Origin of the sequence: Roseibium salinum, assembly GCF_026240905.1 — a bacterium.
Lineage (GTDB): Bacteria > Pseudomonadota > Alphaproteobacteria > Rhizobiales > Stappiaceae > Roseibium > Roseibium salinum.
In genome coordinates, this window is sequence record NZ_JAPEVI010000003.1 from 1,460,187 (window position 1) to 1,485,528 (window position 25,342).

Below are 25,342 nucleotides of genomic sequence, written 5' to 3' on the forward strand. Positions count from 1 at the left end.
AAGGCATCATACGCCGTTGTTGCACGCACCCAGTTCGCCGCCGAGCATGTCGGCCGGATACTCGACCTGGGCCCGCGGGGTCACTTCCACGACTTCGAGAAGGTCGAACTGTGAGGTCGGGTTATCCTTACCCTTCACGACCAGAACGTCCTTGAAGCACTGGTGGTCTTCAGCGCGATAGAGGGTGGGGCCGTTGCCCATCCCGTCGAACTCGAAGCCTTCCAGGGCCGCTGCAATCGCGCAGGGCTCAAAGGTTCCTGCCCGCTGCGCAGCATCCGCATAAAGCAGCGCCTGGACGTAGCAGGTGTGCGCGGCCTGGCTCGGCGGGAAGCCGTATTCCTGGCCGAAGGACTTCACGAAAGCCTTGGAGCCTTCGTCCTGCAGCGACCAGTGCCAGTTGGTGGATCCGAAAATGCCCTTCACGTTCTCGCCGGCACCCTGAGCCATCAGGCGTGAATAGAGCGGAACGACGATGGTGAATTCCTTGCCGTTGACCTGCTTGTCGCGCAGTCCGAACTGGACCGCCTGGGTCAGCGAGTTCACCATGTCCTTGCCGTAGTGGTTCAGAACCAGAACGTCGGCACCGGAGTTCAGAACCGGGGTGAGGTACTGCGAGAAGTCGCCTGCACCGAGCGGCGTGCGGACGGCAGCAACCGTCTCCCAGCCCATGTCTTCGGTGTATTTCTTGATCGATTCTTCCTGCGACCAGCCCCAGGTGTAGTCAGCGGTCAGGTGGTAGGCCTTGCGGTCGGTGCCGTAGTTGTTCTTCAGCACGGGAGCCAGGGCCGAACCGGTCATTTCCGTGTTGAAGAAGTGACGGAAACCGTTCTTGCGCTTGTCCTTGCCGGTTGTGTCGTTCGAGTGGGTGAGACCGGCCATGAAGATGACGCCGGCTTCCTGGCAGAGCGACTGCACCGCGACTGCCACACCGGAGGACGAACCGCCGGTGATCATGATGGCGCCGTCCTTTTCGATCATGCGCTTTGCGGATGCGCGGGCGGCATCGGACTTGGTTTGCGTGTCACCGGTGACGAAGGCAACTTTCTTGCCGTTCACGCCGTTGCCCTGCAGTTCCTTGGACGAGAACGTGTTGAGAAGACCGCCGTCTCCTTCGCCGTTCAGGTGCTTGACGGCCAACTGGTAAGCGCGCAGTTCGTCTGCACCTTCGTCCGCATAGGCACCGGTTTGCGGAACGTTAAAACCGAAAACAACATCAGACCCTGTCGGCTCGTTCAGATAGCCCTGCGACCATGCGCGGCTGGTGATGATGGTCGGCGTTGCCAAGGCAACACCACCCATTGCGCCAGCACGCAGAATAGAACGGCGATTAAGGGGTTTACGAATAAAGCTCATACTTTCCTCCCAGAAAGGCGCGGCGGGTCCACCTCGGCCCCACCTGCTATATCTGTCCAGCCGCAAGCAGTTCTGGTCCGTTCTTTGTCCGGATCTCCGGCACTCCAAAAGCCAAAACTGCAAGCTTCGATGACTGTAGAAAAATCAAACACTAAACAGCAATACGACTATCGACGCGCACGCTGCCTCCCCCTATTAGACTTTGGAAGTAAACATTTCGGAATCGCGTGAACTCGCAATTACATCTATTGCATTGCAGCATCGCAATTTTTACAGCTTTACATTAACTTAGCTCAAGACAATATTGCAGCGCGAAATTCCTTTGACGTAATAGTCAATTACGGACAAGCTTCAATGGCTTAGACCAAAGTTTTATGTGGGCACAAGAAGCCTGATCCGGCAGTAAAATTGACGCTGGATCGCCAATGCAGGTATTGTCCGGGCTCTCGTTTTTCTTTTGAATTTTCCGGCAACCGGACCGATTCTCATGACCATTCTGTCTTCCCTGGACGCACTTCACGCGCATTACGGCATGGCCGGCGAAGCCTCGCTCATCAAGGAAATCGGCCATTTAAGTCCGGCTTATCGGGACATTGTCGAAGCCTCGTCCTTCTGTGCCCTTGCGACTTGCGGTCCGGAAGGACTGGACTGCTCTCCCAGAGGAGATGACGGCATGGTGGTCCGGATCCGGGACGACAAGACCTTGCTGATGCCGGACCGGCGCGGAAACAACAGGATCGATTCCCTGCGCAACATTGTCCGCGATCCGCGCGTCTCCCTGATGTTCATGGTCCCCGGCTGGAACAATGTTCTGAGAATCAACGGTCAGGCGGCCATTTCCGTGGAGCCGGACCTGCTCGCCTCCTTTGAGAAGGACGGGAACCCGCCCCGGTCGGTCATCGTCGTCACGATCGAAAGGATTTACTTCCAATGCGCGCGGGCCATCATGCGCGCCGGCCTTTGGAATCCGGATGTCCGGATCGGCAAGGGAGATCTGCCGACGCCGGGACGCATCCTGCAGGAAATCAAGGAAGGCTTCGACGGCGAAACCTACGATAAAGAATGGCCGGAGCGCGCCGCCAAAAGCATGTGGTAAGACCCCGCAGGCGGCGAGGCCTTCCGGCGACTTGCCGGATGCGCCTTGCCGCTGCAATCAGGCTCTTGGAAGCTGGCGAAAGACGCTCCATATCTGACCAACGCCCAATTCAACTCTTTCCCGAGGATTCCATGACCGCCAATCCGCTGCTCGCCGACTGGACCACACCGTTCCAACTGCCGCCATTTTCGGAAATCGAACCAGCCCATTTCGAAAGCGCTTTCAAAACAGCGATGGCGGAAGCGCGCAGGGAGATCGACGAGATTGCCGGGCAGGACGGCGAGCCGACTTTCGAGAACACCGTCGTCGCCCTGGAAAAATCCGGCAGGCAGCTGACGAGGGTCGCCCGCGTGTTTTTCAACCTGACCGGCGCCCACACCAACGAGGCACTGCAGAAAATCGAACGCGACATCGCGCCGAAACTGGCCAGGCATTCGTCGGACACGCTGTTGAACACAAGGCTTTACGATCGGATCGCATCCCTTTGGGAACAGCGCGAAAGCCTGGGCCTCAATGAAGAAGATGCCATGGTACTGGAGCGGTACCAGAAAATGTTTCAGCGTGCCGGCGCCGGTCTCGACGAGACGGGAAAGGCCCGCATCGCGGAAATCTCCCAGCGGCTGGCGACGCTCGGCACCCAGTTCTCCCAGAACGTCCTGAAGGACGAGTCGGACTTTCAACTGGTCCTCGAGACGGCTGAAGACCGGGCCGGGCTGCCCGATTTCCTGCTGACCGCGGCGGCCGAGGCGGCCGCGGAGCGCGGGCTGGAAGGCAAGCATGTGATCACCCTCTCCCGCTCGTCGATCGTGCCGTTCCTGCAGTTTTCCACCAACCGGAGCCTGCGGGAAGAGGCCTTCAAGGGCTGGACAGCCCGCGGGGAAAACGGCGGCGGGACCGATAACAGCGAGATCATCACCGAAACGCTCGCGCTGCGCGCCGAAAAAGCCGCCCTGCTCGGCTTCGAGAACTTTGCCGCCTACAAACTCGACGACACGATGGCCAAGACGCCCGACAATGTCCGGGGGCTCCTGACAAGGGTCTGGGAACCGGCTGTGATGCAGGCGCGCGAGGAGGAAGCCAAGCTCGCGGAGATGGCGCGCAGCCGCGGAGAGAATCACGAGATCGAAGCGTGGGACTGGCGGTTCTATTCCGAGAAGGTTCGTAACGCCGAGCACGATCTCGATGAGGCGGAGCTGAAGCCCTATCTGCAGCTCGACAACATCATTCAGGCCGCATTCGACACCGCCGGCCGCCTCTTCGGCCTTTCCTTCGAGGAAATCAAGGGACTGCCGGTGTATCACCCGGACGTACGTGCGTTTGAGGTGAAGGACCGGCACGGCAGGCATGTCGGTCTTTTCCTGGGAGACTACTACGCCCGCTCCTCAAAGCGCTCCGGTGCCTGGATGAGCGCCTTCCGTTCTCAGCACAGGCTGGACGGCGAAGTTACCCCCATCATCGTCAACGTGATGAACTTCTCCAAAGGCGCTCGCGGCGAGGCAACGCTGCTCACCTTCGACGATGCCCGCACGCTGTTCCACGAATTCGGCCACGGCCTGCACGGATTGTTGTCGAATGTGACCTACCCGATCATCTCAGGAACGGGAGTCGCCCGCGATTTCGTCGAGCTTCCGTCCCAGCTTTACGAGCACTGGCTGTCGGAACCGGAGGTTCTTTCGCGGTTCGCCGTTCACTACAGAACCGGCGAACCGATGCCGAAGCCCCTCCTCGACAAACTGCTGGCCGCAGCCAACTTCAACAAGGGGTTCGAAACGGTCGAATACACCGCGTCCGCCCTTGTTGATCTGGAGCTGCATCTTATTGGCGATCCGGCGCAGTTGGACATCGCGGAATTCGAGCGTCGGGAGCTTGCCAGGATCGGCATGCCCAAGGCGATCACGCTGCGTCACCGCATACCGCATTTTCAGCATGTGTTTTCCGGCGACGGGTATTCGGCCGGTTACTACAGCTACATGTGGTCGGAGGTGATGGATGCGGATGCCTATGGAGCCTTTGAGGAAACGAGCGACCCCTTCGACCCGGCGACGGCGGAAAGGCTCCTGACCTGCATCTATTCCGCGGGAGGGCGGCAGGATCCGGAAGAAGCGTATATCGCCTTCAGGGGACGCGCACCGAAGATCGACGCCCTTCTCAGGAAACGCGGCTTTGCCGCATAGTGGACACCGGCCACAGCGGATCAACAGGTTCTGACCCCATGCCCCACCCATCGGCACACAGCTCTGGTTTCTTGCGGATCTGCCTTGTTCTCTCCGGCCTGACGGGTGCGCTTGGCGTCGCCAGCCTCGCCCTCTCCGCGCATGCAACCGCCTCGCCGCTCCTTGCGACCGCGGCCCAGATGCTGCTGTTCCATGCGCCCGTCTTCCTCGGGCTCGGCGCAGTGTCACAGACACGCAGGCTGCCTCTTCTGCCGGCTGTTCCCATCCTGCTGTCGCTGGGACTGATCCTTTTCTGCAGCGACCTGTATTCCCGCGTCGTATTGGAGCACAGGCTTTTTGCAATGGCGGCGCCGACAGGCGGCATGCTGGTCATATCGAGCTGGATGGCGCTCGCACTCAGCGCCGTGCGCATCTTGCCCAGATAGACAAGACAGCCTGTCGGGCGGCCCCAGGCTACGTCCGCACCCTACGGCCGGTTTACGTTCAGCCGTTCGGCATGCCAGGCCACATGGTCCCGTGCGAAGGTCGACACGAAATAGTAGGAATGGTCGTAGCCTTTCTGCAGCCGGTATTCATGCGCCGTCCTTGTTTCCACGAGCGCGGCCACCAGAGACTCAGGTCTCAGGAGATCGTAAAACTGGTCGTCTGCGCCCTGATCGATCAGAACATCGCCGCTCCAGCCCTTGTCCCTCAGCACCAGGGAAGCATCGTGAGCGGTCCACAGGCTTTCATCGCTCCCCAGATAGGCGCCCAGTTGCTTGCGGCCCCAGTCCGACCCGGTGGGGTTGGCGATGGGCGAAAAGGCGGAGAGCGACTGATAGTGGCCGGGATATTTCATGGCCAGCGTCAGCGCACCATGGCCCCCCATGGAATGGCCCGTTATGCCGTGGTGAACGGAGACTTCGAATTTCTCGGTCACCAGATCCCGCAATTCGCTGGCGACATAGGTTTCCATCTGGAAATTCGATTTCCACGGTGCCTCGGTCGCATTCACGTAGAACCCGGCGCCCTGCCCCAGATCGTAGGCCTCGTCATCGGCAACGCCCTGGCCGCGAGGGCTTGTATCGGGAAAGACAATCGCGATTCCGAACTCGGACGCATGAGCCTGAAGCCCCGCTTTCACCATGGCATTTTCGTGGGTGCAGGTCAGGCCGGAAAGGTACCAGAGGCAGGGCACAGGTTCGTTCCACGCCTGCCGCGGCATGTAGACGGCGAAAGTCATCTCGCAGTCGCAAACCTCCGACATGTGAGTGTAGACACCCTGAACGCCACCGAAAGACCTGTTTTCCGAAACTGTTTTCATGAATTCCTCACCCAGCAAAAAATAGCCATTTAAAGGCGCGGCCGCCTATGGGCCGCGCCAACTTCCATGTCAGTCAGCAGAACTGGTTGCCGGTGTCATGGCAAATGGCACCGAGACAGGATCAAGGTCCTGCAATGGCGCCATGATAGCATGGCCGGCAGCCGGATCAGTAGAGCACGACCGATCGGATCGATTCACCGGCATGCATCAGGTCGAAGCCCTTGTTGATGTCCTCGAGCGGCATGGTGTGGGTGATCATGGGATCGATCTCGATCTTGCCGTCCATGTACCAGTCCACGATCCTCGGCACATCCGTGCGGCCCCTTGCGCCGCCGAACGCCGTACCCCGCCAGCTGCGGCCCGTGACGAGCTGGAACGGACGGGTGGAAATTTCAGCGCCCGCCGGTGCGACGCCGATGATGATGCTTTCGCCCCACCCCTTGTGAGCCGATTCCAGCGCCGTGCGCATGACGTTCACATTGCCCGTCGCGTCGAATGTGTAGTCGGCGCCGCCCTTGGTGAGGTTGACCAGATACGGCACCAGGTCGCCTTCGACCTCGCTCGGGTTGACGAAATCGGTCATGCCGAAGCGTTCGGCCATTTCCTTTTTCGCCGGGTTGAGATCCACGCCGACGATCTGGTCGGCGCCGGCAAGGCGCAGGCCCTGAATGACGTTGAGGCCGATCCCGCCGAGCCCGAAGACGATCGCGCGCGAGCCGATTTCCACCTTGGCGGTGTTGATGACGGCGCCGATGCCGGTGGTCACGCCGCAGCCGATGTAGCAGACCTTTTCGAACGGCGCGTCGGGGCGGATCTTCGCCAGCGCGATTTCCGGCACGACCGTGTAGTTGGCGAAGGTCGACGTGCCCATGTAGTGCAGGATCGGATCACCGTCGAGGGTCGAGAAACGGGAGCTGCCATCGGGCATCAGCCCCTGCCCCTGTGTCGAGCGGATCGCCTGGCACAGGTTGGTCTTGGGGTTCAGGCAGTATTCGCAGCTGCGACATTCGGGAGTGTAGAGCGGGATGACATGATCGCCGGGTTTGAGCGACGTGACGCCGGGGCCGACTTCCACAACGACACCCGCACCCTCATGGCCGAGAATGGCGGGAAAAATGCCCTCAGGATCCGCGCCGGACCGGGTGAACTCGTCCGTATGGCACAAACCCGTGGCTTTTATTTCGACCAGAACTTCGAAAGCGCGCGGTCCCTCCAGCTTTACGGTCGTGACTTCGAGGGGTTTTCCGGCGCCGAGGGCGACAGCTGCACGAACTTCCATGAACAAGTCTCCTGATCAGATGTTCGGGAAAGAGTTACCGTCCCTCGCATTTATTGCAAGGTCTCAAACGACATCTGATGTCCGTAATGCGCAATCGTGACCGGTCAGGAACCGCGTTGTGCCGGGTGTCCGGCTCCCGGGAGCCGCCGCAATTTGCGGACTGCGGGTGGAACCCAAGGCACAGGCGGACTTTGAGCCAACGCGCCTGATCATGACCGCATTGACGTGTTTGCCTCAAGTGCGGTTAGAGTGTTTTGTACTGCTTGCCCGGCATGCATGGCCGCGCTTGGGGATGCACGTGCCGGCGAGGCGCAGGGTGCCACGAAAGGGCCGGAACCGATCGCAGTCGGTATCAGCAATGGGAGCCGCAGTTTCATGAGGCGCTATTCCTTTCTCGAACTGGCGAAGAACGCCTTTTCCGCGCACCGTAACTGGGGCCGCCAGTGGCGGGCTCCGGAACCCAAGCCCGCGTATGACGTGGTGATTGTCGGCGTCGGCGGTCACGGGCTTGCAACGGCCTATTACCTTGCCAGGGAGCACGGCATCCGGCGTGTGGCAGTCGTGGAGAAAGGTTGGCTCGGCGGCGGCAACACCGGCCGGAATACCACGATCGTGCGATCCAACTATCTCTGGGAAGAAAGCGCCGCGCTCTACAATCACGCCATGGGCATGTGGCAGACCCTGTCGCAGGATTTGAATTACAACGTCATGTACTCGGCGCGCGGCGTTATGATGCTGGCGCACACCGTTCAGGACCTTCAAGTGACACAGCGGCATATCCATGCCAACCGCCTGGCCGGAGTTCAGAACGAGTGGCTGACGCCCGAACAGGCCAAGGAATACTGCCCGCCCCTCAACATCTCCAAAGACATCCGCTATCCGGTGATCGGCGCCGCGCTGCAGCGGGTCGGTGGCACGGCGCGCCACGATGCGGTGGCATGGGGCTACGCCCGCGCCGCCGATGCCCTGGGCGTCGATATCATCCAGAACTGCGCCGTCACCGGCATACGCCGAGGGCAGAACGGAGCGGTGGAAGGGGTTGATACGTCGAGCGGTTTCATCAGGACAAAAAGGTCGGCGTGGTGGCGGCAGGCCACACATCCGTTATCATGGACATGGCCGGTGTCCGTTTGCCGCTGAAATCCTTCCCCCTGCAGGCGCTCGTCTCCGAGCCGGTGAAACCGGCCTTCCCGTGCGTGGTCATGTCCAACACGATCCACGCCTATATTTCCCAATCGGACAAGGGAGAGCTGGTGATCGGCTCCGGCACCGACCAGTTCATCTCCTATTCCCAGGCGGGCGGCCTCCACATCACCAACCATACGATCGAGGCGATTTGCGAACTCTTCCCGCACTTCCGCCGCATGCGCATGCTGCGCAACTGGGGCGGCATCGTCGACGTGACGCCCGACCGTTCGCCGATCGTCGCCAAGACACCCGTCAAGGGCCTCTATGTGAATTGCGGCTGGGGCACCGGCGGGTTCAAGGCGACACCGGGATCGGGCCATGTCTTTGCCCATACGATCGCCAGGGACGAGCCGCATCCCATCAACGCACCGTTCACGATAGACCGCTTCCGCACCGGGCGCCTAATCGATGAAGCCGCCGCCGCCGCTGTGGCGCATTAGGGGAGAATTCGTCAATGCTGCTGGTTTACTGCCCCTATTGCGGCACGGAGCGTGCGGAGACCGAGTTCGCCTGCCGCGGCGAAGCGCATGTCGCCCGCCCCGCCGATCCGACCGACACGACGGACGAGGACTGGGCCGTCTATCTCTACATGCGCAGCAACACGAAGGGTCTATACGCCGAACGCTGGCGCCACATCCACGGATGCGGCCGTAACTTCAATGCCGTGCGCGACACGGTCAGCGACAGGTTCCTGAAATTCTACAAGGTCGGCGAACCGATGCCGGATCTTGATGCGCTCGTCAGGGATGCCAGCAAATGAGCCAGCCGTTTAGGACTGCAAAAGGCGGGCGGATCGACCGCAAGGTGGAACTTACCTTCACCTTCGATGGCGAGGAGATGCACGGCCACCCGGGCGACACTCTCGCTTCCGCCCTCATCGCCAACGGTGTGCACCTGGTCGGCCGGTCGTTCAAATACCACCGCCCGCGCGGCATCCTCACCGCCGGCTCGGAGGAGCCGAATGCACTCGTCGGCGTCTACCGGCGCGGAGATCAGACGCCGAACCTCAGGGCCACCCAGCTTGAGCTGTACCAGGGGCTGACGGCGATCTCGCAGAACCGCTTTCCCGCACGCGGTTTCGATGTCGGCGCGATCAGTGATCTGCTGTCGCCGCTTTTCCCGGCGGGCTTTTACTACAAGACTTTCATGTGGCCGCAGTCTTTCTGGCACAAGGTCTATGAACCCGTCATCCGGGCCGCTGCCGGTCTCGGCAGGCCGCCGAAAAACCCGGACCACGATTCCTACGCCAATCTCTACGCTCATTGCGATGTCCTGGTAGTCGGCTCCGGGCCGTCGGGGCTGGCGGCGGCGCAAGCGGCCGCCGAGACGGGCGCGAGGGTCATCGTGTGCGACGAACAGGCCGAGTTCGGCGGATCATTGCTGTCGGACAGCAGCGCAAGCGTCGACGGCAAGGACGGGGCGACCTGGGCAGCCGAGAGCGTCGGCAGACTTGCTGCGATGGACAATGTCACGCTTTTGCGGCGTACAACGGCTTTCGGCTATTTTGCGCATAACTACATCGCGCTGGCGGAACGGATCACCGACCATCTTGCCGATCCGGACCCCAAGTTACCGCGCGAACGCTTGTGGCAGGTGCGCGCGAAGGAGGTGGTGATTGCTGCAGGCGCCGTCGAACGGCCGATGGTTTTCCCGGAAAACGACCGCCCCGGCATCCTGCTCGCCGAAGCCGGCCGGACCTATCTGAACCGGTACGGGGTCAAGGTCGGGCAAAGGGTTCTGGTGGCAACGGCCTGTGACACGGCGTGGCAGGCGGCCTTCGATCTTGCCGATCATGGCGTCGAGGTCGTGGCGATCGTCGATCTTCGGGAGACCCTTTCGGAGAACCTCGTTTCCATCGCCAGTGCCCGCGGCATCCGGGTCGAGGCCGGCTGCGTTGTTACCGGAACGCTCGGGCGCAAGCGTATCAAGGCGGCTCTCCTTGGCCGGCTCATGACATCCGGCCAAGTAGCATCCGGCGGACAGGTCGCATGCGATGCACTCTTGATGTCCGCCGGTTGGACGCCGAGCGTCAGCCTCTACTCCCAGTCGCGCGGAAAAGTGGTCTGGGAGGAAGAAAATGGCGCATATGTCCCCGGCAAGTCTGTTCAGAGGGAACGTTCCGCCGGCGCGGCCAGAGGCCTTTACGGCCTCCAGGCCACGTTGGATGACGGCTATGCGGCAGGCGAACAAGCGGCCAAAGCGGCAACCTGCAAATCCGCAACAACCACGCGAGCCGTGGCCACGGGCGGCGAGGCCGGCAGCGGCGGCACGCTCGGCGCGTTGCCCCACGACCGCAACGCTTCCCGCGTCAAGGCCTTCGTCGACTATCAGAACGACGTCACCGCAAAGGACGTGAAGCTCGCCGTGCGCGAGGGCATGCAGTCGATCGAACACATCAAGCGCTATACGACCACGGGCATGGCGACCGACCAGGGTCGTCTGTCGAACATGAACGCGCTCCGCATTGCCTCTGGCGCACTGGAGCGGCCCATGACGGATGTCGGCCTGACCACGTTCCGCCAACCGTTCACTCCGACCACGTTTGGCGTCTTCGCGACTGTTTCCCGCGGGGACTTTTTCGATCCTGTCCGCAAGACGCCGTCCCACGAGTGGGCCGTGAAACAGGGAGGCGTGTTCGAAAACGTCGGCCAGTGGAAGCGCACATGGTACTTCCCAAAATCCGGTGAAGACATGCACGCAGCCGTCGCGCGGGAATGCCGGACGGTTCGCGAAAGCGTCGGCCTGTTCGATGCATCCACGCTCGGAAAGATCGAGGTGGTCGGTCCGGACGCGGCCGAATTCCTGGAGCGAATGTACACCAATCCGTGGCAGAAGCTGGCGCCGGGCCGCTGCCGGTATGGTCTTTTGCTGAACGATGCAGGCTTCATCACCGATGACGGCGTCATCGGCCGTCTCGCACAGGACCGCTTCCACGTGACGACGACCACCGGCGGTGCGCCGCGCGTGTTTGCGGCCATGGAAGACTACCTTCAGACCGAATGGCCGGACCTGGACGTCTGGATCACGTCGACGACGGAGCAATATGCGGTTGCCGCCGTCCAGGGCCCGAAGGCGCGCGACGTGATCGCGCCGTTCATCGAGGGGCTCGACATTTCCGCAAACGCCTTCCCGCATATGAGTGTCGGGCAAGCGACATTCAGCGGGATTCCCTGCCGCCTCTTCCGCATATCCTTCACAGGTGAGCTCGGCTTTGAAATCAACGTGCCGCGCCGCCACGGCAAGACGATGTGGGAGACGCTGTCGAAGGAAATCGAAAAGCACGGCGGAACGGTCTACGGCACGGAAACCATGCACGTGCTGCGCGCCGAAAAGGGCTACATCATCGTTGGCCATGACACGGACGGCACGGTGACGCCATATGACGCCGGCATGGGCTGGGCGATCGGCAAGAACAAAGTCGACTTCGTCGGCAAGCGCGGCCTGGAGCGGCCGGACCTGACGGCAGAAAATCGCAAACAATTCGTCGGTCTCCTGACAGAGGACCCGAAGGTGAAGCTGGAAGAAGGCGCGCAGATCACCAGCGTCGCCTCGCCTGCCACCGGCACGCCGGCGGAAGGTCACGTGACGTCGGCCTATTACAGCCCGGCTCTGGAGCGAACGATCGCCCTGGCGCTTGTGAAGAACGGACACGCATTGGAAGGCAAAACCTTCTACGTGCCCATGCCCGAGAACAGCATTCCGGTCAAGGTGACCGGCACGGTGTTCTACGACAAGGAAGGAGCACGGCTCAATGCCTGATCCCCTGGCAAGCGACCTGATTTCCCCGGACGCCGGCGAAGCGCCCCTGCTCAACTTCGCCAGCGTGTCGATCCTGAAGGCGGCACCGCTGACCCGCCTGTCCTTCCGGGCGCGCGGCGCGGCTCTGGAAAAAGCCGGCGAAGGCCTCGGCGTTCCCCTTCCGGACACGCCGCTGTCGTCACAAACGGCGGACAAGCGGGCTGCCCTCTGGATGGGACCGGACGAATGGACGCTTCTGGCGCCGGAAGACGACGTACATGCCGTCGTCGAGGCCATTGAGGGCAAGCTTGGCGGCGAGCCGCATGCGTTGGTCGACATTTCCGACCGATCGGAGGCGGTCATCGTCAGCGGAGAGAAGGCCGTCTGGCTGCTCAACACCGGAGTTTTCGTTGATTTCGCTCCGGAGGCTTTTCCGGTCGGAAATGTGACGCGCACGGTGTTTCACAAATCTCCGGTAATGATCTGGCGTACCGGTCCGGACAGCTTTGTCGTGGAAGCATGGGTATCTTTCATGGATTATGTCACGGGGCTTCTGGTGCACTCGGCCCGGGAACTGGAGGCGTGGCCCCTCTCGACCGGCAATTGATGTCGGAGCTCACGTCACAGAAGATAACTCATGGCTGTATAAACAATGGCATAAAGTCCCAAGCCGCAATTCCCCGACTTCCAATTGACACCAAAGGCCGCCAAGCTGTCTGCCATGCTCAAGATCGGTTCCTACAATATTCAAAAATCCATCGGCGTCGACGCCCGCCGCCGTCCGGAGCGGACCCTCAGGGTAATCCGCGAACTGGAATGCGACATCCTGGCCCTGCAGGAAGCGGACAGACGTTTCGGTCCGCGCGCGAGCACTCTGGACCGCGAGATCATTCTGGCAGAAACCGACTATCAGGCGGTGCCGTTTGCGACCTCCGTCAAGAGCCTTGGCTGGCACGGCAATGCCATTCTGGTGCGCAAGGCGTATGAGATCCTGGACTACCGGCGGATCGAGCTGCCCACGCTGGAGCCGCGCGGCGCCGTGGCGGCGGACCTGAACATTGCCGGCGAAAAGATCCGGGTCGCGGCGATGCATCTGAGCCTGATAGGTCATTTCCGCAAGAAGCAGATCACATCGCTGATGCATCAACTACACGAGCATCTCGACTATCTGCCGACCGTGCTGATCGGTGACCTGAATGAATGGCGCGGCACTGCAGGCAGTATCCGACTCTTTGAAGAGCGCTACGCGGTGACGACACCGGGACGGAGTTATCCAAGCCTCATGCCCGTCGGCAGCCTCGACAGAATCATTACCAGTCCGGAATTCACGGTGGAAAAGGCGGGCGTTCACAAGTCGAAGACGGCGCGGATCGCATCCGATCACCTGCCCGTCTGGGCAAGGCTTTCGCTTGAACCAGCCGGGCACCTGCCGGGATAGACGTTCCCTGTCAGGCGATCAGCTTCACGATGACGAAATAGAGCGCGCCCGACAGGGCCGCGGCGGCAGGGACAGTTACGATCCAAGCGGCGATGATCGTCATGAAATGGGCACGGCGCACCAGATGACGCCGCGCCTGCTCCTCGCGATTGCGGACGGGCCGGACTTCATTGCCGCTGGAATTCGGCTGCTTGTTCACGTATTCGAGCCGGCGCTTCGAGCGCTCCGTGTACCACTCCCGGAAAAACCCGACGCCGAAGACGGCGCCGACGGCAATGTGCGTGGAACTGACGGGCAAGCCGAGGCCGGAGGCGATGATGACCGTGATAGCGGCAGACAGCGACACGCAATAGGCCCGCATCGGATTGAGCTTGGTGATCTGCTGGCCAACCATGTGGATGATCTTCGGGCCGAACAACAGCAGACCGAAGGAAATGCCGAAAGCGCCGACTGCCATGACCCAGAGCGGGATGCTGACCTTCGAGACGACCTCGCCAAGCTCGGCCGTATGGACGATCGCGGCAAGCGGACCAACAGCATTGGCGACATCGTTGGCGCCGTGCGCAAAGGACAGCAGGGCCGCCGAGCATACAAGTGGCATGGCAAACAGCGTCCGCAGGGACTGGTTCCGGTTCTCCAGCCCTGCGGACTGACGCCTGATGATCGGACGAACCACCAACCAGACGATCAGCCCTGCGGCCACACCGATCAGCAGGGATGTCGGCATGTCGATCTTGACGAGCTTCTTCAGCCCCTTGAGCGCAAGATAGCTTGCAAAGGCTCCCGCCATGACACCGATGAGGACGGGAACCCACCGGCGCGCTGCCGCGATCTTGTCCTCACGGTAGATGATGAAGGTCTTGATGAAGGCGAGAAACAGGGCTGCGATGGCCCCTCCCAGGAACGGCGAAATCACCCAGCTTGCGGCAATGCTGCCCATGGTCGGCCAGTTGACCGCGCCAAATCCCGCAGCGGCGATACCCGCGCCCATCACACCGCCGACGATGGCGTGTGTTGTCGAAACCGGCGCTCCGACCCAGGTTGCCAGATTGATCCACAAAGCGGAGGAAACCAGCGCCGCCATCATGGCGGCCATGAACACCGTGGGTGTCGCCACCGCACCGGGGTCGATAATGCCCTTCGAAATCGTTCCAACCACGTCGCCGCCTGCAATCAGCGCACCGGCACTTTCAAAGACGGCCGCGATAATCAGCGCCGTCATCAACGTCATGGCTCTCGAACCGACAGCAGGGCCGACATTGTTGGCAACGTCGTTTGCACCGATGTTGAGCGCCATATAGGCCCCCACCGCGGCGGCGGCGACGATGAGAACAGTGCTCGGCGCATCGGACATCGTTGCGCCTGCTGCCAGGGCGCACAGGACGATGAAGACAAGAGCGATACCTGGAGCGATAAGACCGCGTCCCAGCGTGCCCGCCGCTTCTTCCACGTAGCTCAGTTTGTCGAGATCTTTGTCGAGTGTCGGCTTTTTCAAATTAGGCATGAGAGTCTCAGGGCCGGCATGTTTGTCGAGGTTGCCGCCCGGTTCAGGCAGGCACATCACGAGGCTTGCCTTAAACATTCACCGGCAAAGGTCAACCTTTTTGGCGCCGCCTCAACGAATATATTATCCGGCTAATCTGTCCAGCTTGCGGAGAACGTCAACCAGCCCGGGATCGTCGGCCAGCCTGATTGCCTCGTCGATCGGGACCCAGCGAACGTCCCGCTCACCGCGATCGCGGTAATCTTCCGTGGTGCTTTCAACATCGACCAGAAAGACAAGGACTTCGGTCCGGATCCGGAAGCCCGCCCTGCCGCCTTTGTGTGAGCTGAAGCTGGCAAACGGTTCTTCATGCGCCTTTCCGACAACGCCGGCTTCTTCGAACGCTTCGATCGCCGCCGTACGGTGCGCTTCCATGGACAGATCCGGCCAGCCTTTCGGCAGGATCCACCGGTGTGTGGTCTTGGTCGTGATCAGCAGGACCTCACGCTTTCCGTTGCGCTCGCGGTGGCACAGCGCGGCCACCTGCAGCCTGGCGGGACGGCGGAACAACAGTGTGATGCTCTGCCACCAGGACGCTCGATCATGGGGTTGCAGATTCGAAAGTGCCATCGGATCCTCCGTCCTTGAACCCGGCCGCAAAGCTCTCCGCTTCGCTTTCGCCGGCACGTGCCTTCGGACAATGAAACCATAGCGCCCCAAGTTCCATCGTTCCAGCCGGGTTGCTACGCCAGTATCAGTTCGAGAATTTTATAGAGCGCTGCGGCCAGCAGCGCGGACGCGGGAACGGTTACCGTCCATGCGGCGATGATGGTCAGCAGATTGGCCCGGCGGACCAGGAGCCGGCGCCTGCGTTCTTCGCGGTTGAGCCACTTGCGCGGTTTCATGCGGCCCTGATCGGCCACATAGCGGTTACGGTACCATTCGCGGTAAAATCCGACACCAAAGACAGCGCCAACGGCCGTGTGTGTCGAGGACACGGGCAATCCGAAGCCCGACGCCGCCAGCACCGTGGCTGCGGCTGCCAGCGTGATGCAAAAGGCGCGAACGGGGCTCAGCTTGGTGATCTTCTTGCCGACGACGGTCACGATGCGGCGGCCGAACAGCAGCAACCCGGCCGAGATGCCGAAGGCACCGACCGCCCTCACCCAGAGCGGAATGTCCGAATTGGCCCCGCCCAGATACCAGAAGCTCAGATCGGCGACCTCACTGGACCGGCTGAGGACAATTGCCGCCAGCGGGCCAATTGCGTTGGCCACGTCATTGGCCCCATGGGCGAAGGACAACATTCCCGCGGTGATCATCAGCGGAACCGCAAACAGAATCCGCATGGCGCCAGTCGGGTTTTCCAGCGCATCAATCTGCTTCACGACAACGCCGCGATAGAACCACCAGAGCCCTGACCCGGTCAGAACTGACAGGCTGACTGCCAGCCAATCAGGAACATGCCAGATGTGGTCCATTGCCTTGAGTGCCACATAGCCGACAAAGATGGCCCCCATGACACCCAGGAGGACCGGCAGCCAGAACCGGGCAGCGTCCAGTTTGTTTTCGTTGTAGATCACCCGCGCGTTCATGAAGGCCATCAGGGCAGCCGCGATCACGCCGCTCAGCACGGGGGAGAGAACCCAGGTGACCGCAATCGTCGAGATTGTGGTCCAGTTGATCACGGCGAACCCGCTGACGGCAATTCCGGCCCCGACGATCCCGCCAATGATCGAATGGGTGGTGGAGACCGGCGCGCCGACAAGGGTTGCGAGATTGATCCACAAAGCCGACGCGGCCAGCGCGGTCAGCATGGCCAGCGTGAATGCGAAATTGTCAGGCACGTCGCGGGGACTGAGAATATTCCCCGAAACGGTGGAAATGACCTCCGATCCGGCGAGCAGAGCACCGGCACTTTCACAGATGGCGGCAATGATCAGCGCGCCGGTGAGGCTGACGACGCGTGCACCTACTGCCGGCCCCACATTGTTGGCAACGTCATTCGCGCCGATATTCAGGGCCATGTAACCGCCGATCACGCTGGCGGCCAGCAGAAGCACGGTATCGGACAGGCCCGAGGAGCCGATCTGGGTGGCAGCAATGCCGGCACACAGGGCAAGAAACGTGATCGCAACAGCAGGCCCGCTCAACCTGCGGCCCATGGCTTCGGCTGCGTCGCTGAGGAATCCGATCTTGTCCAGATCCTTGTCTAGGGCCTTGGCTTTCAGGTCCTTGTGTGACAGCACGCAGCAAACCTCTTTCAAATGCTCATACGGAAGGCGCCGGCATCTCCCGTGCCCCTGATTGAACGCGGGACGAATCCGGCATCAGGCAGGTATGTCCTGCCCAGGCGGCGGCGCCGAAACACCGCCACGGATGCGACAGGATCTGAATTTATTCAACAGCGCGCGCCCGAATTCAGTTGATTTCGGACCTGTGTCGGCGAAGAAACCGCCTCAAGGACGGCTCATCGGCCTTTTCCATGGCTTCGGAAATCGGCAGCCAAAGCAATTCGCGCTGACCGACCTCCGGAAAATCCTCAAGCTGCTTTTCGAACCTGATCTTGAATACCAGTACCTTTGTCCGGATTTTCAATCCGTCGGCCAGGCCCTTGTAGGAACGGAACGACCCAATCGGCCGCGGATCCGCCTTGCCGATCACGCCCGCTTCTTCATATGCCTCGATGACGGCTGTTTCAAATGTGGGCTTGTCCTTTTCCGGCCAGCCTTTGGGCAGGATCAGGCGACCGGCGCCGCGCGTGGAAACGAAGAGGATTTCGGGTTCCGTATCTCCGGGCCGATAGCACAGGGCGGCGATCTGCAACCGGGCCGGTCTGATGAACAAACCGCTCAGCCCCTGCAGCCACGAAAAATCCTGTGCTGTTATCGACTTTGCGAATCCCATTTCCACACCTGAACAATCGGAATACGCTGTATATAAGGATTCTCGCAGCGCAGTCCATCGAATAAAGTGCACTTTGTGCGCATTTCCGCCCTGGCATCGGGCCCATCTTTCGGCAGGTCAACCCGCGGAAACCTTGACGTGATCCGCGGTCCATGCCCCCGGCCACACTTCTGCTTTACCGGATTTCAGAGCGCGCAATTCCTCTACGGGAACGGACGAGACCAGAAAAGGTTCGTCGCCGCTTGTGCCACCGGTCAGCGGAATCTCCGCAGCTACGCCGGAATATCCGAATTCCTCTTCACAAGGCAGATAAAGCGCTGCACCGGAGAAATTGGTATCGTTCTGCGTCGTCCCCTTCGAGGCGCCGACGACACCGCAAACGCCGACGGCGCACATGAGCTCGACGGCGCGCGCCTTGGCGCAGCCAAACACCCGGTGATAACCGGACGGCTTTTCGGTCATTGAGGGAACCAGCAACAGATCCAGATCCTGTCTGGCCAGAAGGCTGCTGAGGGCCGGCATTTCGACATCGAGGCAGACCAGGATCGCCATTTTCAGGCCGTCGAGTTCAAAAACCTTCAGTTCCGTGCCCGGGACCAATTGCCATGCTCCTGAACCCAGTTCGAAGGGAGTCAGGCAGAGTTTGTCCTGGCGGATCTCGCGGCCGTCGCTGGTGAGCAGAATGGCCGTGTTGGTTATGCCGCTGGCGGTTTTCACCGGCATCGTGCCGGCAAGCACGGAAACGCCGTGTTTCTCTGGCAAGGGCCCCAGCAAGGGCAGAAGATCCGCCCCGACATCCGCCAGAAACGACATCTCCTCTTCCGGAGGCAATCCGTCGGGTTTGAACGCCAGGCAGCACTCGATCAGATATTCAGGCAGAACGAGCAGTCTTGCACCTTCTGCGGCTGCCCGCTCGAGCCCTTCTTCGATCTGGCGCGCGAAAGCGAAGACCGAAGCAGGAGCGCGGCTCAGATTGAAAGACCAGAGTGCAACAGAATAATCAGCCATGAGCGCCCAATCGAAATGCCGTCATTGACGCAATGACATAGATGGCTGCCACGGGCGAAATCAAGCCGGATAACGGCGGAGTCTCGTTTCAGTTCAAAAACAGACCGGCAAATGCGGCAAGAACAACAAGAAAGCCCGTGCCGATGGCCAGCGCTTTCGGTTCTCTGGGCAGTGCAGTGAGCTTTGCCGTCCGGCGGACTTCACGAATCCCTTTCAGCGCACGGTCGGTACGCAGGTCAATTTCCGCAAAATACGGCGAAAGCTCATTCTGAGCGCGCATACCTGATCCTCACGATTCCTTCGTGAAGCCATGCTAAGGAAAGTCCCTTAGGGTTTGGTTAATCGCAGCGGACGCCATCCCTTCCTTGACCAACACAGATACTCTAGATCCGGCTTTTTCGCGGATCCGCCACATCCAGGATACGCAGCTGAACCCTGGGTGTACCCTGCCAGGTATCGACAGACAGCGTTCCGGCAACATGAAGCGAGCTGCCGCGGCCCTCGAGCAGCATCCTGCCATGCGGCTTGTCATCGGCCTTGAAACAAATCGCCTTGAGCTGTTTCCCGTCGCCCGCCGCAAGAGTGGCCCTGACGTGGCCTTTGCCAACGACATCGGCAAAGGAAATACGGTGCGCGGGAAATGCAAACACCGGTTCCGCATGTCCGGCGCCAAAGGGACCGGCTTTCTCCAGAAGATCCATGAGGTCCAGGGTGGCGCCGGTCGCCGTCAGGGCCGCATCGATCCTGACTTCCCTGTGCGCCGTCGCCGCCTCGACGTCGTCCTTCAGGACCTCGTTGAAGAAGCTTTCCAGATCGGCTGCCTTTTCCCGGCGGACCGTCAACCCGGCTGCCATGGCATGGCCGCCGCCCTTTTCCAGCAAGCCCTCGTCCACCGCCCTGCGTACCGCCTTGCCAAGGTCGACGCCGGCGATGGAACGGCCGGAGCCCGTCCCCTTGCCGGATCTCGTCATAGGCAATGGCAAAGGCAGGCCGCCTGTGCGCTTCCTTGAGACGGGACGCGATCAGGCCGACGATACCCGGATGCCAGCCGTCCGAACCGGTGAGAAGAACCGCGGGATTACGCGAATCAATCGCAAGGACCGCTTCCACGCCCGCCTGTTCCAGCATCGCGGCTTCCATCACCTGACGCTCCGAATTGAGCTGGTCGAGACGCTCGGCAATCGCCCGGGCCTCGTGGGGATCCTCGGTCGTCAGAAGTCTGGCGCCCAGTGCCGCGTCGCCGATCCGCCCGCCCGCATTGATGCGCGGGCCGATCAGGAAGCCAAGGTGATAAGGAGCCGGCTTGCCGCTTACCCGGGCGGCGTCTGAGAGCGCCGTCAGGCCGAAATTCCGTCTCTGATGCATGATGGCCAGGCCGCGCGTGACATAGGCACGGTTCAGCCCCTGCAGGGGAACCACGTCGCACACGGTTCCGAGCGCGACGAGATCCAGGAGCGCCATCAGGTCCGGCTGCGGCCGGCTCTGGAAGGCGCCCCGCCGGCGCAGTTCCCGGTTGAGACCCACCAGAAACAGGAAGGTCACCCCGACAGCGGCAAGATGCCCCTGCCCTGACAGATCGTCCTGCCGATTGGGGTTGACCAGGGCGCTGACGGCCGGAAGCGTTTCCCCAACCTGGTGGTGATCGATCACGACGACGTCGAGATCGAGTGTCCTGGCGGTCTCGAACGCCTCGAAGGACGTGCTGCCGCAATCGAGCGTTACCAGCAGCTCGGCGCCGCCTTGACGCAGGTGCTCGATGGCCGGGCCGTTGGGTCCATAGCCTTCGATGATCCGGTCCGGAATGTGAATGACCGGATCCAGACCGAGCCATTGAAGATACTTGGCAAAAATCGCCGAGGAGGTTGCACCGTCGACGTCATAGTCGCCAAAGATCGCGATCTTCCTGCCCGCCTGGACGGCATCGGCGACGCGGGCAACGGCAGCGTCCATGTCCACGAGCGTGGAGGGATCCGGCATCAGCGTCTTGAGCGACGGCTCCAGAAATTCCGGAGCCTGTTCGGCCAGAACGCCCCGGGCGGCCATGACCCGCGCCAGAACGTCCGGAAGTCCATGGGTCTGGCAGATGGCCATGGCTGCGCGGGAGTCGGCTGCGTTCAAACGCTCCCGCCAGGCATTGTCATTTGCGGATCGTGCGACCCCCAGAACGAGCCGCCTTTCTTCACCATCCCCGAAGTTTGCGATCATTCAATGCCGACTTAGTCCAGAAGGAATTTTTCGAGATCCGTGTGCTGGGCCTTGATGTAGCGGACGGTTCCGGTGGACGAACGCATGACCACGGTATGGGTCGTGATATGGTGCCGGCCGAACCGTACGCCCTGCAGAAAGTTGCCGTCCGTTACGCCGGTTGCGGCGAACAGAACGTCGGGACCCGCCATTTCCTCCAGCGTGTATTTCTTCTTGATGTCTTCGATGCCCATACGGTGGGCCCGCTCGACCTGTTCGTCGCGAGTGATGACGAGCCGGCTCTGCATCTGACCGCCGATGCAGCGCAGCGCGGCAGCCGCCAGAACGCCTTCCGGCGCCCCCCCGATGCCGGCATAAATGTCGATGCCGGTCTCGTCCGGGTCGGTTGTGTGAATGATCCCTGCAACATCGCCATCGCCGATCAGGCGGATGGCAGCACCTGTCGCGCGGATTTCCTCGATCAGGCGCGCATGACGTGGACGGTCGAGAACGCAGGCGGTGATTTCGCCGACCGTCACGCCCTTTGCCTTGGCGACGGCAGCGATATTGTCGGCGATCGATGCGTCAAGATCGATCAGGCCCTGGGGGTAGCCCGGGCCAATGGCGATCTTGTCCATGTAGCTGTCCGGCGCATTCAGCAGGTCGCCGTGCGGCGCCAGTGCGATAACGGCCAGGGAATTCGGCAGGTTCTTCGCGCATATGGTGGTGCCTTCAAGCGGGTCGAGAGCGATGTCGACCTTCGGTCCCTGCTTGGTGCCGACATTCTCGCCGATGTAAAGCATCGGCGCCTCGTCGCGCTCGCCCTCACCGATCACCACAGTGCCGTCGATCGGCAAGCGGTTCAGCTCCCTGCGCATCGCGTCCACCGCTGCCTGATCGGCCGCCATCTCGTCGCCATGGCCACGCAGACGCGCCGCTGATACAGCCGCTCTTTCGCTGACGCGCGCCAGCTCCAGGGTCAGAATGCGGTCCAGACCGCTCGACGGCTGATTTTCAGTATTGGACATCAACATCTCCAGTTCTCCCGCAAGACGCCTCTCGCTGTACTCTTTAGAACTCAACTCAGTTTCTCGATCCGGATCATTTGCGGCTTTTCGGAGACCACGCCCTTCGACATGACCACCTCTAGAGCCTCCTTGATCGCAACTTCCGTGGTTTCATACGTGATCAATATGACAGGCTGCGGCACGTCGGCATTATATTTGCCCGGCGCATGGTGGGTCGCATGACGCTTCTGAACGATGGACTCAAGCGATATGCCCGCCTCGCCCATGCAGCGGGCGATTTCGGCGAATGCGCCCGGACGGTCGTAGACACTCAGGCGGATGTAGTACCCGCCCTCGTGCATGCGCATGCGTGCCCGCTGGTATTCCTTCAGGTCCGCCGCCGGCATGCCGAGCACCGGGGTCTGGTCGCCGCGGGCGATATCGGCAATGTCGGCCACGACGGAGGAAGCCGTCGCATCGCCGCCCGCGCCAGGACCCACAAGGACGATTTCACCCACATAGTCGCCGTCCACGGCGACCGCATTCAGCACGCCGTCGATGCGCGCGATGGCGGAGGACTTCGGCACCATCGTCGGATGCACCCGCTGCTCGATCCCCGTTTCCGTGCGTTGAGCAACGCCGAGAAGCTTGATGCGGAATCCGAGTTCGTCGGCCGCCTCTATGTCCGCACTCGCGATGGAGGTGATCCCCTCCATATAGATGTCGTCGCTGGAGATCTTTGTCCCGAAGGCTAGGCTGGTCAGGATCGCGAGCTTGTGTGCCGTGTCGTTGCCTTCGATATCGAAGCTCGGGTCTGCTTCGGCATAACCAAGACGCTGTGCATCGGCCAGGCACTCCTCGAAACCGATGCCCTCAGCCTCCATGCGGGTCAGGATGTAGTTGCAGGTTCCGTTGAGGATGCCGTAGACGCGGCTGACGTCGTTTCCGGCCATGGATTCGCGCAGCGTCTTGACGATGGGGATACCGCCGGCAACGGCCGCTTCGTAGTTCAGGCAGGCATTGTTGGCTTCTGCGAGCCCTGCCAGGGACACACCGTGTTTGGCAAGCAGCGCCTTGTTAGCCGTGACGACGTGAATACCGCGCTGAAGAGCGGCGCGCACGCACTCTTCGGCCGCACCGTTGTCGCCGCCGATCAGCTCCACAAAGATGTCGACCTCCGCCTTTTCGGCCATTTCGACCGGATCAGAAAACCATTCCAGGCTTGAAACATCAAAGCCACGATCTTTGTTCCTGTCCCGTGCGCAAACCGCGGTCACGGTCACGGCACGGCCGGACTTTCGGGCAATCTGGCCCCCGTGCTTTGCAAGGAGTTGAACGACAGAGGCGCCTACGGTCCCAAGGCCTGCGACGCCCACTTTCAATGCTTCTGCCATGCGGAATTTAGTCCAGTTCTATTCAGCCTGAGGTCCCGAGCGGGATGACGTTGTGCAGCTTTTGCTCCGCAGTTTCAAGGAAGCGGCGGATATTTCTTGCCGCCTGGCGCAGCCGTTGTTCGTTTTCCACCAACCCGATGCGCACGTATTCATCGCCGTGCTCCCCGAAACCGAGCCCCGGCGCGACGGCCACTTCCGCCTTTTCCAGCAGAAGCTTTGAGAATTCCAGGCTGCCGAGAGAGCGGAACGGCTCGGGAATGGGCGCCCAGCAGAACATGCTGGCTTCGGGTGCGGGAATGTGCCAGCCGGCGCGGCCGAAACTGTCGACCACCACGTCCCGCCGCCGCCTGTAGACCTCGCGCGTCTCCCGGATGCAATCATCCGGGCCGTTGAGGGCCGCGGTGGCGGCAACCTGAATCGGAGTGAACGCGCCATAGTCGAGATAGGATTTGACGCGGGAGAGCGCGGAAATCAGCCTTTCGTTCCCCACCGCAAATCCCATGCGCCATCCGGGCATGGAGAAAGTCTTGGAGAGCGACGTGAATTCCGCGGTGACATCCATCGCGCCGGGAACCTGCAGAACCGAAGGCGGCGGCGTGTCGCCGAAATAGATTTCGGAATAGGCCAGATCCGACAGGATGAAGATATCGTGCTTGCGCGCAAAGGCGACGACATCCTTGTAAAAGTCCAGATCGGCGCAATAGGCGGTCGGGTTTGCCGGATAGCAGAGGATGATCGCGATCGGCTTCGGCACGGAGTGGATGATGGCCCGTTCCAGAGCATCGAAAAAGGCCGGTCCCGGCTCGGCGGGAATGTTGCGGATCGATGCACCGGCCATGAGAAAGCCGAAGGTGTGGATCGGATAACTGGGATTCGGGCTCAGGATCACGTCTCCCGGTGCGGAGATCGCCTGAGCCATATTGGCGAATCCTTCCTTGGACCCGAGAGTCGCGATGACCTGGGTGTCCGGATCGAGTTTCACGCCGAACCGGCGGCCATAGTAGGAAGCCTGGGCCTTGCGCAGACCGCCGATGCCCTTGGAGGCCGAGTATCGGTGCGTGCGCGGATCCTGTATCACCTCGGTCAGCTTGTCGACGATGTGCTTCGGCGTCGGCAGGTCGGGATTGCCCATTCCAAGATCGATGATATCCGCCCCCGCCGCACGCGCCTTCGCCTTCAAGCGGTTGACTTGTTCGAAGACATATGGCGGCAGCCGTTTGACCTTGTGGAATTCCTCCATGGCGCGGATCCTTGCGAGTTTGACGATATCAGCGCGCGGCACACCAGGCGCAGCGTGAGCGCGGCGGGGCCCTTTTAGCAGCCCCGCAAAATTTACGCACCCGTCTTTACGTCGCTGGCCGACTAAAAATAAGGCGAATGGTAGAACGCATTTCCAAGTGTATCACGGGCACGCTGAAAGAGGCGATTGCGGCGGCTTTTCATCGCCGCGGATCTCGCACGCCATGCTGCGTCTTTGCGAACCCTCCGCTTGGCCAATCCCGCGGCCGAATGCGGGACCGCGGCCGCTTACTCTGAAGCCAGAGATTCCAGATAGGCTTCGGTGGCTGCGCGTTGCTTCGGATTGATCAGTCCGGTCGACTCGGCCGGATAGACCGGAACTCCGTAACCGGTGGGCGGGGGCACGTTTGCACTTCCCCGCCCCGGCCTCATCTTCAAGGCATCCACAAGCGGCGTACCGGGTCCAACCGAGCAGGCCGACAGCGATAGCAGCAGCGCCAGGCTGCAAACCGGAACCAATACGCCACGCATCATGGACAACCTTTCCTCCC

At 61.4% G+C, this 25,342-nt stretch carries 20 protein-coding genes and 2 pseudogenes; 8 read left to right on the plus strand and 14 right to left on the minus strand.

The window, feature by feature from the left end; all coding sequences use genetic code 11:
• Positions 1-6: 6 nt before the first annotated feature.
• Positions 7-1,353 carry a substrate-binding protein gene (locus ON753_RS11310; protein WP_265962612.1) on the minus strand — a complete coding sequence of 449 codons (1,347 nt, stop codon included), beginning with the start codon at positions 1,351-1,353 and terminating at the stop codon, positions 7-9.
• Between the two features lie 487 nt (positions 1,354-1,840).
• On the opposite strand from ON753_RS11310, the gene ON753_RS11315 reads away from it, so the two are divergent.
• From ON753_RS11315 to ON753_RS11325, 3 genes are all read left to right on the plus strand, one after another.
• Complete coding sequence (locus tag ON753_RS11315) at positions 1,841-2,449, plus strand: pyridoxamine 5'-phosphate oxidase family protein (RefSeq protein WP_265962613.1); 609 nt, start codon at positions 1,841-1,843, stop codon at positions 2,447-2,449.
• Between the two features lie 131 nt (positions 2,450-2,580).
• Positions 2,581-4,623, plus strand: a complete 2,043-nt coding sequence (locus ON753_RS11320) for a M3 family metallopeptidase (RefSeq protein ID WP_265962614.1) — start codon at positions 2,581-2,583, stop codon at positions 4,621-4,623.
• A 38-nt stretch (positions 4,624-4,661) separates the two neighbouring features.
• Positions 4,662-5,048: a DUF423 domain-containing protein gene (locus ON753_RS11325; protein ID WP_265962616.1), complete on the plus strand. Its 387-nt coding sequence runs from the start codon at positions 4,662-4,664 to the stop codon at positions 5,046-5,048.
• A 41-nt stretch (positions 5,049-5,089) separates the two neighbouring features.
• Here the strand turns inward: ON753_RS11325 and fghA are convergent, their stop codons facing one another.
• Both fghA and ON753_RS11335 read right to left on the minus strand, forming a co-directional pair.
• Positions 5,090-5,926, minus strand: a complete 837-nt coding sequence (fghA, locus tag ON753_RS11330; protein WP_265962618.1) for an S-formylglutathione hydrolase — start codon at positions 5,924-5,926, stop codon at positions 5,090-5,092.
• A gap of 166 nt (positions 5,927-6,092) precedes the next feature.
• On the minus strand, positions 6,093-7,205 hold the full coding sequence (locus tag ON753_RS11335; protein ID WP_265962619.1) for an S-(hydroxymethyl)glutathione dehydrogenase/class III alcohol dehydrogenase: 1,113 nt from the start codon (positions 7,203-7,205) through the stop codon (positions 6,093-6,095).
• Between the two features lie 375 nt (positions 7,206-7,580).
• Here ON753_RS11335 and ON753_RS11340 point away from each other — a divergent pair.
• From ON753_RS11340 to ON753_RS11360, 5 genes and pseudogenes are all read left to right on the plus strand, one after another.
• Positions 7,581-8,833: pseudogene (locus tag ON753_RS11340) on the plus strand (sarcosine oxidase subunit beta family protein).
• Between the two features lie 14 nt (positions 8,834-8,847).
• On the plus strand, positions 8,848-9,153 hold the full coding sequence (locus ON753_RS11345; protein ID WP_265962620.1) for a sarcosine oxidase subunit delta: 306 nt from the start codon (positions 8,848-8,850) through the stop codon (positions 9,151-9,153).
• Positions 9,150-12,152, plus strand: a complete 3,003-nt coding sequence (locus ON753_RS11350) for a sarcosine oxidase subunit alpha family protein (protein WP_265962621.1) — start codon at positions 9,150-9,152, stop codon at positions 12,150-12,152. Before ON753_RS11345 ends, ON753_RS11350 begins: the two co-directional genes overlap by 4 nt.
• A complete protein-coding gene (locus ON753_RS11355) occupies positions 12,145-12,738 on the plus strand; it encodes a sarcosine oxidase subunit gamma (RefSeq protein WP_265962622.1) in 594 nt (197 codons plus the stop codon). The genes ON753_RS11350 and ON753_RS11355 overlap by 8 nt, the downstream gene beginning before the upstream one ends.
• Before the next feature lie 84 nt (positions 12,739-12,822).
• A complete protein-coding gene (locus tag ON753_RS11360; protein WP_265962623.1) occupies positions 12,823-13,569 on the plus strand; it encodes an endonuclease/exonuclease/phosphatase family protein in 747 nt (248 codons plus the stop codon).
• Between the two features lie 10 nt (positions 13,570-13,579).
• On the opposite strand, the gene ON753_RS11365 is transcribed toward ON753_RS11360, so the two are convergent.
• From ON753_RS11365 to ON753_RS11415, 11 genes and pseudogenes are all read right to left on the minus strand, one after another.
• Positions 13,580-15,073: an inorganic phosphate transporter gene (locus tag ON753_RS11365; RefSeq protein ID WP_265962625.1), complete on the minus strand. Its 1,494-nt coding sequence runs from the start codon at positions 15,071-15,073 to the stop codon at positions 13,580-13,582.
• A 123-nt stretch (positions 15,074-15,196) separates the two neighbouring features.
• The gene (locus ON753_RS11370) at positions 15,197-15,682 is read right to left on the minus strand and encodes an NUDIX hydrolase (RefSeq protein ID WP_265962626.1); all 486 of its coding nucleotides are present in this window, start codon (positions 15,680-15,682) and stop codon (positions 15,197-15,199) included.
• A 113-nt stretch (positions 15,683-15,795) separates the two neighbouring features.
• Positions 15,796-17,301 carry an inorganic phosphate transporter gene (locus tag ON753_RS11375; protein WP_265962627.1) on the minus strand — a complete coding sequence of 502 codons (1,506 nt, stop codon included), beginning with the start codon at positions 17,299-17,301 and terminating at the stop codon, positions 15,796-15,798.
• 172 nt (positions 17,302-17,473) lie between these two features.
• Positions 17,474-17,959: an NUDIX hydrolase gene (locus ON753_RS11380; protein ID WP_265962628.1), complete on the minus strand. Its 486-nt coding sequence runs from the start codon at positions 17,957-17,959 to the stop codon at positions 17,474-17,476.
• A gap of 117 nt (positions 17,960-18,076) precedes the next feature.
• Positions 18,077-18,967 carry a nitrilase-related carbon-nitrogen hydrolase gene (locus ON753_RS11385; RefSeq protein WP_265962630.1) on the minus strand — a complete coding sequence of 297 codons (891 nt, stop codon included), beginning with the start codon at positions 18,965-18,967 and terminating at the stop codon, positions 18,077-18,079.
• 88 nt (positions 18,968-19,055) lie between these two features.
• On the minus strand, positions 19,056-19,247 hold the full coding sequence (locus ON753_RS11390) for a hypothetical protein (RefSeq protein ID WP_265962631.1): 192 nt from the start codon (positions 19,245-19,247) through the stop codon (positions 19,056-19,058).
• Positions 19,248-19,350: 103 nt separating this feature from the next.
• Positions 19,351-21,172: pseudogene (gene recJ, locus ON753_RS11395) on the minus strand (single-stranded-DNA-specific exonuclease RecJ).
• Positions 21,173-21,183: 11 nt separating this feature from the next.
• Positions 21,184-22,179 carry a class II fructose-bisphosphatase gene (gene glpX, locus ON753_RS11400; protein WP_265962633.1) on the minus strand — a complete coding sequence of 332 codons (996 nt, stop codon included), beginning with the start codon at positions 22,177-22,179 and terminating at the stop codon, positions 21,184-21,186.
• A 50-nt stretch (positions 22,180-22,229) separates the two neighbouring features.
• Positions 22,230-23,552 (minus strand): homoserine dehydrogenase, encoded by a 1,323-nt coding sequence (locus ON753_RS11405; protein WP_265962634.1) that lies wholly within the window; start codon positions 23,550-23,552, stop codon positions 22,230-22,232.
• Between the two features lie 22 nt (positions 23,553-23,574).
• Complete coding sequence (locus ON753_RS11410; RefSeq protein WP_265962635.1) at positions 23,575-24,792, minus strand: LL-diaminopimelate aminotransferase; 1,218 nt, start codon at positions 24,790-24,792, stop codon at positions 23,575-23,577.
• Positions 24,793-25,079: 287 nt separating this feature from the next.
• On the minus strand, positions 25,080-25,325 hold the full coding sequence (locus ON753_RS11415) for a hypothetical protein (protein ID WP_265962636.1): 246 nt from the start codon (positions 25,323-25,325) through the stop codon (positions 25,080-25,082).
• Positions 25,326-25,342: the final 17 nt, after the last annotated feature.